Here is a 10,984-nt window from a genome sequence, read left to right on the forward strand (position 1 = left end):
GATGATGACCTATCCCTGGCCTGATGCGGGCACACCACTCAATGCGATTTCGACGCCAATGCCTGTCATTGACGAGGACAGGCTCAGTGCCAATATCCTCAGGGCGCAGTCCTATCTGGATGAACACGGCAAGGCGTTCCGTCCGCATATCAAGACGCACAAGATACCGGCCGTCGCAAAACAGCAGCTTCAGGCCGGTGCGATCGGTATTAATTGCCAGAAAGTCAGCGAGGCGGAAGTTTTCGCGGATGCCGGTTTTGATGACATCCTGATCACCTACAATATTCTCGGCGCGGCAAAGCTTTCGCGGCTGAAAGCGCTGAATGCGCGCATCGACGGGCTGAGCGTGGTTGCCGACAGCGCGGTCACGATTGCCGGTCTCGCCGATACATTCGATGCGGCAAGGCCGCTTGCCGTGCTTGTCGAATGCGATACGGGCGGCAAGCGCTGCGGCGTGCAGACGCCGCAAGCGGCATTGGCGCTTGCGGAAAAGATTGTTGCGGCCCCCGGTCTGACATTCAAGGGCGTTCTCACCTATCCGGCGCCTGGCGGGGCCGAGACGGTAGAGAAATTCCTTCGCGAGACCATGGCGTCGCTTGCGCAAAAGGGTATCGATTGCCCGGTTCGTTCCAGTGGCGGTTCGCCCGATTTTTACTCCGCCCATCTCGTTCCTTCCGCGACCGAACATCGGGCCGGCACCTATGTCTATAATGATCGGGCGATGCTGCGCGCGGGACATTGCACGGCCGGCGATCTCGCCATGCATGTTCTCGCCACCGTGGTTTCGAGACCTACGGCGGATCGGGCCGTGCTGGACAGCGGATCCAAGGCCTTGACCTCAGATCTCCTGGGTTTCAGCGACTATGGGCTGATCGAAGGTTATGAAGGCGCAAAAATCATCTCGCTTTCGGAAGAACACGCTGTCGTCGATCTGTCCGGCTGCGCCTCCGGGCGGCCTGAAATAGGTGATGTGGTCAAGGTCGTGCCTAACCATACGTGCGTCGTCAGCAATCTTTTCGACAGGATGGTTTTTCATCGAAACGGCGTCGTAACGCGCGTTGAGAAGGTCGCAGCGCGCGGCACCGTCTGGTAAGGTTACCCGGCTAATTAAATTGGAATCGGGAGCTGCGAGAATGCAGAGACCGGCAACGAGAATCTGGAAAAATGCGCATCTTCACGGCGTCGCTCGCCACTGAAACCAACACGTTTTCACCCGTGCCGACGGATATGGACGCTTTTCGCGCGGCTTTTTATGCCGGGCCGGGCGAGCATCCCGAAACGCCGACGCTCTGCTCCTCGCCCGTACCGATCCTGCGTCGTCGCGGCAAGGCGGAAGGGTTCACGGTGATCGAGGGAACCTCCTGCTGGGCGGAACCGGCGGGCCTTATCCAGCGCCAGACCTATGAAACGCTGCGGGATACTATTCTTGCCGAACTCGCCGCCGCCATGCCCGTCGATGCCGTGGTTCTGGGCCTGCATGGAGCCATGGTGGCGCAGGGTTACGATGATCCGGAAGGCGATTTCCTCTCCCGCATCCGTGCGATGGTTGGACCGGAAGTGCTGATCGCGGCGGAATTCGATCCCCACAGCCATCTGACGGCGCTCCGGGTCAAAAATCTCGACATCATGGCGACGTTTCTGGAGTTTCCGCATACGGATTTCGAAGAGCGCGGCGAACATGTGGTGGAAATGGCGCTGCGCACGTTTCGGGGAGAGATCAAACCGGTCATCTCGACTTTCGATTGCCGCATGATCACCATTTATCCCACCAGCCGTGAGCCGATGCGTTCTTATGTCGACCGGTTGAAGGCGATGGAGGGCAGGGACGGGATCCTGTCAATTTCGGTCATCCATGGTTTCATGGCCGGTGACGTACCGGATATGGGAACGCGCATCGTGGTCGTCACCGATAATGACAGGGCAAAGGGTGACGCGCTGGCCGAAAAGCTCGGCCGCGAACTCTATGCCATGCGCAAGCTGACTGCCATGCCGATGCTGGATACGGAAACGGGTCTCGACCGGGTTCTCGCCATTCGCAGCGACAATCAGGAGAAGCCGGTCGTCGTATCGGACATCTGGGATAATCCGGGCGGCGGTGTCGCCGGTGATGCAACCCATATTCTGCGGCGCATGGTGGGGCGCGGCATGGACAATTTCGCTGTCGCGACGATCTGGGACCCGATCGCTGTGTCTTTCTGTCACGCGGCGGGGGAGGGTGCCGAGATCGATCTGCGCATCGGCGGCAAATCCAGCCCTGAGGGCGGCGAGCCGCTCGATTTCCGCATAAAGGTAATGCGCACGGCTGAGGCCGGCTGGCAGAGTTTCCGCAACAGCCGCGTCACGCTCGGCCGCGCCGCTGTCGTGCGGCCGCTGGGCACGGAGATTGATATCATCCTCATCACCAGCCGGACGCAGACTTATGAGCCGGATATCTTTTCCAATCTTGGCGTCGATTTCGCGAAAAAAGATGTGCTGCTGGTCAAGTCGACCAACCATTTCCATGCGGGGTTTGCGCCGGTCGCCTCCGAGATCGTTTATATAGCGGCCCCGACATCCTATCCGACCGACCCGGCAAAAACGCCCTATCGCAAGGCGAGCCTCGAGCTTTGGCCACGGGTGGCTGATCCGCTGGGTCTGGATTGAGCGGCAGCGGTTTGAGCATTGTCGGGACGGAACTGTGACGCCTTTTTCTGGAAAGGCTTCAGAGACGCTCAAGCGTGATCAGGAAAAACGCGCTTTCGTTTTGATCTGTTTCAATGGTGAACTGTAAACCGCCGTCGATCAGCAGACCATCCAGCTTCCCCAGCCGGTCCTTGCTGTCACCGGTCGAAACCATCAGCGGATCGAGCGCCAGGACAAGCGTCGTGTTTCCGTCTGCTTTCCCCGCAAACAGACCCGAGCGCCTCATGACGACATGGCGAAAGGTCGAACGGCGGGTCATGACGTTCAGATCGGTGATCGCGCCGTCGGGTAGGGTCGCATTGACGGGAACATCGGCCGGAAAGGGCAGGGGCGCACTCTCCATGGTCAGCAGCAGCGGATCGGCGGCCGCAATTTCCAGAGCCATGCCGTTTCCCTCAAGAATGGCGAGGGTGCGGTCTATACCGGGAAAGATCGAAAACGGCCCATCGCTTGCGACCGTCGCCATGCTGATACGCCAGTCGAAGTCCTCGACGGAAGAGCCGGGCGGAAAGATGGCGATTTCCACGGTCTCGCCGCCACCGTTTTTCCAGGGCATTCGCTTGTAGTCGCTCGCGCGCAGCAGGGTCATGGTCGTTCACTTCTAAGAGAAGCGGCCGGAAAAGGTGTTCCCCATTTCCGGCCGTGGCAGGATCAATTGCCGAGGATGCCGGGCAGGCGCAGGCCCTGTTCTCTGGCGCATTCCACGGCGATGTCGTAACCGGCATCGGCATGGCGCATCACGCCGGTCGCCGGGTCGTTCCAGAGCACGCGCTCCAGTCGGCGGGCCGCATCGTCGGTGCCATCGGCGCAGATGACCATGCCGGAATGCTGCGAGAAGCCCATGCCGACACCGCCGCCGTGATGCAGCGAAACCCAGGTCGCGCCGGATGCGGTGTTGAGCAGCGCATTGAGGAGCGGCCAGTCGGAAACGGCGTCCGAGCCGTCCTTCATGGCTTCGGTCTCGCGGTTGGGCGAGGCGACGGAGCCGGAATCCAGATGGTCGCGGCCAATGACAACAGGCGCCTTCAGCTCGCCGTTCTTCACCATTTCATTGAAGGCAAGCCCAAGACGATGACGGTCGCCAAGGCCGACCCAGCAAATACGCGCCGGCAGGCCCTGGAATGCGATGCGCTCGCGCGCCATGTCCAGCCAATTGTGCAGGTGCTTGTTGTCAGGCAGCAGTTCCTTCACCTTGGCGTCGGTCTTGTAGATGTCTTCCGGATCACCCGACAGGGCCGCCCAGCGGAACGGGCCGATGCCGCGGCAAAACAGCGGGCGGATATAGGCCGGCACGAAGCCCGGGAAGGCGAAAGCGTTTTCCAGCCCCTCATCCTTGGCGACCTGGCGGATATTGTTGCCGTAATCGAGTGTCGGAACGCCAGCGTTCCAGAAATCGACCATGGCCTGAACATGCACCTTCATCGAGGCGCGCGCTGCGGCGGCAACGGCCTTCGGGTCGCTTTCCTGCTTGGCGCGCCATTCGGCAACCGTCCATCCGGCCGGAAGGTAACCATGGACGGGATCATGCGCCGAGGTCTGGTCGGTAACAATATCGGGGCGGACGCCGCGACGGACCAGTTCCGGAAAGATTTCCGCCGCATTGCCGATCAGGCCGACGGATTTCGCCTCGCCCGCCTTGGTCCATTGGTCGATCAGCGCCAGCGCCTCATCGAGCGTATGCGCCTTCGCATCGACATAACGGGTACGCAGGCGGAAATCGACGCGGGTTTCATCGCATTCGACGGCAAGGCAGCAGGCGCCCGCCATGACGGCGGCGAGCGGCTGTGCGCCTCCCATGCCGCCGAGACCGCCGGTCAGGATCCATTTGCCCTTCAGGTTGCCGTCATAGTGCTGACGACCGGCCTCGACGAAGGTCTCATAGGTGCCCTGCACAATGCCCTGCGTACCGATGTAGATCCACGAACCGGCCGTCATCTGGCCGTACATGGCAAGGCCCTTCTTATCCAGTTCGTTGAAGTGATCCCAGTTCGCCCAATGCGGCACGAGGTTGGAATTGGCGATCAGGACGCGCGGCGCATCCTTGTGGGTGCGGAATACACCGACCGGCTTGCCCGACTGCACGATGAGGGTTTCATCCTCGTTCAGATCTTTCAGCGTCGCGACGATGCGGTCGAAATCGTCCCAGGTGCGGGCGGCGCGCCCGATGCCGCCATAAACCACCAGCTCATGCGGGCGCTCGGCGACATCGGGGTCGAGATTGTTCATCAGCATGCGCAGCGGCGCTTCCGTCATCCAGCTCTTGGCATTGAGTTCATTGCCCTGTGGTGCGCGGACTTCACGAATATTGTGGCGTGGATTGTTCATGTGTTTTCCCCTTATCGTTTCGTGTCGAGCGCAAATTTTTCCATGCGCGTGAGAATGGTTTTGAGATGGGAGCGAAGCCGGTCGGCCTTGTCCATGTCATAGGCGAAAGGCGGCTTCTCGCTTTGAAGATGGGTGGACTGCGCCAGCTCCATCTGGATGGCGTGCACGCGGTTCTGCGGTTTTCCGTAATGGCGCGTCGTCCAGCCGCCCTTGAAACGACCGTTCAGAATGCTGTCGTAACCTTCTGCAGCGGCGGTCGCTTCGACAGCGATTTTTTCGATCGCCGGGTCGCAAGTTGCGCCCATATCCGTGCCGATATTGAAATCCGGCAGCTTGCCTTCAAACAGGAAGGGAATATGCGAACGGATCGAATGGCAATCATAGAGAATGGCGATGCCGTGGATGGCCTTCACCCGCTCTATTTCCGCCGCGAGAGCTGCGTGATAGGGCGCATGAAAGGTTTCCAGACGGTATGCGATATCGTCCTGAGTGGGCTCCTGCCCTTCATTCCAGATCGGTTTCCCGTCGAAATCGGTCTCCGGAACAAGCCCTGTTGTGTTCTGGCCCGGATAAAGGCTCACCCCGGCCGGGTCGCGGTTGGCGTCGATCACGTACCGATGAAAGGCGGCACGCACTGTCGTCGCTTCCGGGATCAGATCCGCATAGAGATCGTGAATATGCCAGTCGGTATCGGCCAGCAATTTGCCGTTGTCGTTCAGGCGTTGCCATATATCCGCCGGCACATCCGTGCCGGTGTGGGGTAGCCCGAGAATGATCGGCGATGAACCTTCCTTGATGTCAAAGACACGCATCTCAAACCTCCAGCTTCGGCAGAATGCCGCCCGAGATCGTCGAGACCAGAGCGCCGGAAGCGATCAGTTCCGCCGCCGCCTTCAGGTCCGGCGCCATATAACGGTCTTCTTCCAGCGACGGGATCGTGGCGCGCAGCGCGGCAATCACCTTCTGCAATTCGGGGCTGGTTTTCAGCGGACCGCGCAACTCCACACCCTGAATGGCCGAAAGCGCTTCAATGCCAAGGATGGCGAAAAGATTGTCCGTCATTGGCAGCAGGCGTCGCGCGCCGTGGCAGGCCATGGACACATGGTCTTCCTGATTGGCGGAGGTCGGCGTCGAATCGACAGAGGCCGGATGCGCCATCTGCTTGTTCTCACTCATCAGCGCGGCGGAGGTGACTTCGGCGATCATCAGGCCCGAATTCAGCCCAGGCTTCTTGGAAAGAAAGGCCGGCAGCCCATAAGACAGGGCCGGATCGACCAGAAGCGCCACGCGACGCTGGGCGATCGCGCCGATTTCGCAAATGGCGAGCGCCGTCTGATCGGCGGCAAATGCCACCGGTTCGGCGTGGAAATTGCCGCCGGAGACGACGGAATTGTCTGAAAGCACCAGCGGATTGTCGGTCACGGCATTGGCTTCGATTTCCAGCGTGCGGGCCACCTGCCGCAGAAGATCGAGGCACGCGCCATCCACCTGCGGCTGGCAGCGAATGCAATAGGGGTCCTGCACCCGCTCGTCACCCTCGATATGGCTGACCCGGATTTCCGAACCTTCCAGCAGATTACGAAGCGCCGCTCCCGCGTCGATCTGGCCCTTATGGCCGCGCAGGCTGTGAATATCGGGATGGAAAGGGGCAGACGACCCCATGGCGGCATCGGTGGAAAGCGCGCCGGTGACAAGCGCCGCCTGTGCCGCGCGATGGGCGCGGAAAAGACCGGCGAGCGCCAGCGCGGTCGAGGTCTGTGTGCCGTTGATAAGTGCAAGCCCTTCCTTGGCGGCAAGCACAACAGGGGTCAATCCGGCTTTCGCAAGCGCTTGGCCGGCGGGCAGAAGCGTTCCCTCATAAAAGGCCTCGCCTTCGCCCATCATCACCGCTGCCATATGGGCAAGCGGCGCGAGATCGCCGGAAGCGCCGACAGAACCCTTTTCGGGAATGACGGGAATGACACCCTTCTCAAGCATGGCTTCAATCAGCCGCACCAGTTCCAGCCGCACGCCGGATGCGCCGCGGCCGAGCGAAACCAGCTTCAGCGCCATGATCAGCCGCACGATATTTTCAGGAAGCGCTGCGCCGACCCCGCAGCAATGCGACAGGATGAGATTGCGCTGCAGCGTTGCCACATCGGCCGCGTCGATCTTGATGGAAGCAAGCTTGCCGAAACCGGTATTGATGCCGTAGACCGGCGCATTGCCGGCAGCAATCTCCGCGATGCGAGCCGCTGCCTTTTCAATGCCCGCATCGAAGCTGCGGTCGAGCTTTGCCGTGCCGTTTTCCCAGTAGATGGTGGAAAGCTCGGCAAGCGTCACGGCGCCTGGATGAAGGGTGATGGCTTTTATGGTCATGAGGAAACCTTCTGTCCCTTGAAAATACGGGCGTGGAGCGGATTAAAACCGATGCGATAGACAAGCTCGGCCGGGCGCTCGATATCCCAGATGGCGAAATCAGCGGATTTTCCGGCCTCCAGCGTGCCGGTTTCCGCAAGCAGGCCGAGCGCCTTTGCCGCATTGCGTGTCGTCGCCGTCAGGCACTCTTCCACGGTCATGCGGAAAAGCGTGGCGCCCATATTCATGGTCAGCAGCAGGGAGGTGAGCGGCGATGTTCCGGGGTTGCAGTCCGTTGCGAGCGCAATGTTGGCTCCGGCATCGCGCAGCGCCTGTACCGGTGGCAGCTGCTTTTCGCGCAGCGCATAAAAGGCGCCGGGAAGAAGCACGGCCACGGTTCCTGCTTCCGCCAGCGCCTTCGCGCCGGCCTCATCAAGATATTCGAGGTGATCGGCCGAAAGCGCATTATAGGATGCCGCAAGCTCGGAACCGCCGAGGTTGGAAAGCTGCTCGGCATGCAGCTTGACCGGAAGGCCATACTGTTTTGCAACCTTGAAAACCCGATCGATCTCCTCGACGGAAAAGGCGATGCCTTCGCAGAAGCCGTCAACCGCATCCGCCAGTCCTTCCGCATGGGCTTTTTCCAGCCCGGGCAGAACAACGTCGCTAATATAATCGGCGTTACGGCCCTTATAGTCTGCAGGTGTGGCATGGGCGGCGAGATAGCTGGTGACGATGCGCACCGCCCGTAATGTCTCAAGCCTGCGCGCGACACGCAGCATCTTCAGTTCGGTTTCGATGTCGAGACCGTAACCGGATTTGATTTCGACTGTGGAAACGCCTTCGGAAAGAAGGGTGTCAAGGCGCGGAAGCGCCTGCGCCACCAGAACCTCTTCCGAAAGCGCACGCGTATCGCGCACCGAAGAAACGATGCCGCCGCCCGCTTTGGCGATCTCCTCATAGGTCGCGCCATTCAACCGCATCTCGAATTCCATGGCGCGATTGCCGCCGAAGACAAGATGTGTATGGCAGTCGATCAGGGCAGGGGTGATCCAGCGACCGCCGCAATCGGTGGTCTCATCGGCTGTCGCCAGATCGGCGGGCAGGTCGTTTTCAGGACCGGCAAAGGCGATGCGGCCGTTACGCACGGCAATCGCGGCGTTTTCGACGGCGCCGATGCCATCCATGTCGGCATTGAAGGTTGCCAGCCGGGCGTTGCGCCACAAAGCCGTGGCGTTCCCCGTCGCCGTTCCGTTTGCAGATTTGTTCCCTGGCATTTGCTTTTCGCCTTTCCTTTGTGAGTTAAATGTATATACATAATAATTGGCTTGGCAAGCTGCATTTTCGTGTTTGAAATGGCCTTGCCGGACAGAACCAAAGGAGAGGGTGGCATGACGGCAATTCACGCGGGCGCAGCGCTTTTGGGGGACGGATGGGCGAAGGATGTTCGCATCATCTGCGATGACGGCATTATTTCATCCGTCGAAACCGGCGTCTCCCCGCAGCCGCAGGATGAGCGTCACGCCGTCATCGTTCCAGCCATGCCCAATCTCCACAGCCACGCCTTTCAGCGGGCCATGGCGGGGCTTGCCGAAATCCGCGGCCCGGGTGACGACAGTTTCTGGAGCTGGCGCACTGTCATGTATAAATTCGCACTCTCCATGACGCCTGACCATATCGAGGCCGTTGCCGCCCAGCTCTATATGGAAATGCTGGAGGCCGGTTTCGGCCGGGTCGGCGAATTTCACTATCTGCATAATGACAGGGATGGTTCGCATTACGGCAATATCGCCGAAATGGCCGAACGCATCGGCGCGGCCGCGTCGCAGACGGGCATCGGCCTCACCTTGCTGCCGGTCTTTTATGCCCATTCCGGTTTTGGCGGCCAGGCTCCGATCGATGGACAGAAACGCTTCATCCATTCGCTCGACAGTTATGGAACGCTGATGCAGGGCGCACAGGCCGTGCTGGACAAATTGCCGGGTGCGGCCCTCGGCATCGCGCCACACAGCCTGCGTGCCGTAACCGGCGACGAGCTGGCAGCCATCGAGCCGCTGGCAAAGGGTGGGCCAATCCATATTCATGTGGCGGAACAAACGAAGGAAGTGGACGATTCACTTGCCTTTTCCGGTGCGAGACCGGTGGAATGGCTGCTTGAAAACGCGCCGGTCGATGATCGCTGGTGCCTTATCCATGCGACACATATGACGGAAAACGAAACGCGGCATATGGCGAAACGCGGCGCCGTTGCCGGTCTCTGCCCGATCACCGAAGCCAATCTTGGCGACGGCATCTTCCCGGCTCCGGCTTTTCTCGGTGAAAACGGCCATTACGGCGTCGGATCCGATTCCAACATTCTGATTTCCGTGCCGGAAGAACTGCGAACCCTCGAATATTCACAGCGCCTCTCGCGTCGGGCGCGTAATGTCATTGCCGATGCCGGCCATTCCACGGGAGAAAAACTCTTCCGGCAGGCGCTCGAAGGCGGCGGCAGGGCTCTGGCGTCGCCAAATGGTCTGGAAAGCGGGAAAAGTGCGGATTTTGTCGCTCTTGATGTTTCCGCCGTTTCTTATCTTCCGATATCCCAGATTCTCGATCAATGGATATTTGCCGGTGGTGTTGGCGTCGATTCCGTTTGGATGCGCGGCAAAAAGCGCGTGCAAGCCGGCCGGCATATCCACCGCCGTGAAATATCCGATCGCTTCAACAAGGTCATGGCCGAACTTCTCGATAGCTGATATGGGCTCGGCAGAAACGGGAAAAAGCCAGTAGGGAAAGGCATTGCGGACGTGACGAAAGCATCGGCCGGGCAAACCCTGCACCAGCGCATCCTCAGCGACATCGAGGGCCGGATCGTTTCAGGAGAATGGCCGCCGGGCCACCGGCTGCCTTTCGAGGTAGACCTCGCCGATCAGTATCACTGTTCGCGCATGACGGTGAACAAGGTCATGGGCCAGCTCGCCAAGGCCGGCTTGATTGAGCGCCGCAAGAAATCCGGCAGTTTCGTTCGCCAGCCGCAGATCCAGTCTGCAGTCCTGCAAATTCATGACATCGGGGCGGAAGTCGAATCCCTTGGCCTCGAATATGGCTTCAAGATCCTGGAGCGCAAAGGGCGCAGCGCCAAAAGCGGGGATCGTGAGCGCCTCGACGTTTCCGTCGGCACGTCATTGCTCGAGATTCTCTGCATCCATTTCGCCGGTGCGCGCGAATTCTGTGTCGAGCAGCGTCTCATCAGTCTGACGGCGGTGCCGGAAGCGGCTGAAACCGACTTTACCGAAATTGCGCCGGGGCCCTGGCTGCTCGGCCATGTCCCGTGGAGCACTGCCGAACATCGGATCAGCGCCGAGGCGCCGTCGAAAGAGATCGCACGCCTGCTCGGCATCTCCGACAGGCAGGCCTGCCTGGTGGTCGAACGTCGTACCTGGAGCAATTCCGGCGCCGTGACCTATGTGCGCTTCACCTATCCCGGCAATGCGCATGCCCTTGTGGCCCGTTTCAGCCCGTCTTCCGACTGATATCCGCAAGGTCGCCCGCATCCTTTAATCGCGAAATGGAAACCCTATACAGGGAGAGACTTGTCCTGCTTTCCGTTCGCATGGCCGAAAGTCGTTAAAATCCGTTAATCTGTACGATAAATCTC

9 protein-coding genes are annotated in these 10,984 nt (G+C 60.2%); 4 read left to right on the plus strand and 5 right to left on the minus strand.

All coding sequences use genetic code 11. The features are described from left to right. Positions 1-4: 4 nt before the first annotated feature. Positions 5-1,093: a D-TA family PLP-dependent enzyme gene (locus WDZ78_RS03945; RefSeq protein WP_425672397.1), complete on the plus strand. Its 1,089-nt coding sequence runs from the start codon at positions 5-7 to the stop codon at positions 1,091-1,093. A gap of 71 nt (positions 1,094-1,164) precedes the next feature. Further along, positions 1,165-2,643 carry a M81 family metallopeptidase gene (locus WDZ78_RS03950; RefSeq protein WP_425672375.1) on the plus strand — a complete coding sequence of 493 codons (1,479 nt, stop codon included), beginning with the start codon at positions 1,165-1,167 and terminating at the stop codon, positions 2,641-2,643. A gap of 58 nt (positions 2,644-2,701) precedes the next feature. Here WDZ78_RS03950 and WDZ78_RS03955 read toward each other — a convergent pair whose 3' ends face one another. The 5 genes from WDZ78_RS03955 to hutI all read right to left on the minus strand — a co-directional run bounded on the left by WDZ78_RS03955 (position 2,702) and on the right by hutI (position 8,621). Next, complete coding sequence (locus tag WDZ78_RS03955; protein WP_425672376.1) at positions 2,702-3,271, minus strand: HutD/Ves family protein; 570 nt, start codon at positions 3,269-3,271, stop codon at positions 2,702-2,704. 62 nt (positions 3,272-3,333) lie between these two features. After that, positions 3,334-5,007, minus strand: a complete 1,674-nt coding sequence (gene hutU / locus WDZ78_RS03960) for a urocanate hydratase (protein ID WP_020009235.1) — start codon at positions 5,005-5,007, stop codon at positions 3,334-3,336. 11 nt (positions 5,008-5,018) lie between these two features. Next, the gene (hutG, locus tag WDZ78_RS03965) at positions 5,019-5,819 is read right to left on the minus strand and encodes an N-formylglutamate deformylase (protein ID WP_425672377.1); all 801 of its coding nucleotides are present in this window, start codon (positions 5,817-5,819) and stop codon (positions 5,019-5,021) included. 1 nt (position 5,820) lies between these two features. Then, on the minus strand, positions 5,821-7,365 hold the full coding sequence (gene hutH / locus WDZ78_RS03970) for a histidine ammonia-lyase (RefSeq protein ID WP_425672378.1): 1,545 nt from the start codon (positions 7,363-7,365) through the stop codon (positions 5,821-5,823). Next, complete coding sequence (gene hutI, locus WDZ78_RS03975) at positions 7,362-8,621, minus strand: imidazolonepropionase (RefSeq protein WP_425672379.1); 1,260 nt, start codon at positions 8,619-8,621, stop codon at positions 7,362-7,364. Before hutI ends, hutH begins: the two co-directional genes overlap by 4 nt. 114 nt (positions 8,622-8,735) lie before the next feature. Here hutI and WDZ78_RS03980 point away from each other — a divergent pair, with 114 nt between their 5' ends. Further along, a complete protein-coding gene (locus WDZ78_RS03980; protein WP_425672380.1) occupies positions 8,736-10,082 on the plus strand; it encodes a formimidoylglutamate deiminase in 1,347 nt (448 codons plus the stop codon). Positions 10,083-10,133: 51 nt separating this feature from the next. After that, positions 10,134-10,859 carry a histidine utilization repressor gene (hutC, locus tag WDZ78_RS03985; protein WP_020009240.1) on the plus strand — a complete coding sequence of 242 codons (726 nt, stop codon included), beginning with the start codon at positions 10,134-10,136 and terminating at the stop codon, positions 10,857-10,859. The last annotated feature ends 125 nt before the right edge of the window (positions 10,860-10,984 follow it).

It is taken from the genome of Agrobacterium sp. M50-1 (assembly GCF_049843495.1).
GTDB classification, from domain to species: Bacteria; Pseudomonadota; Alphaproteobacteria; order Rhizobiales; family Rhizobiaceae; genus Agrobacterium; species Agrobacterium radiobacter.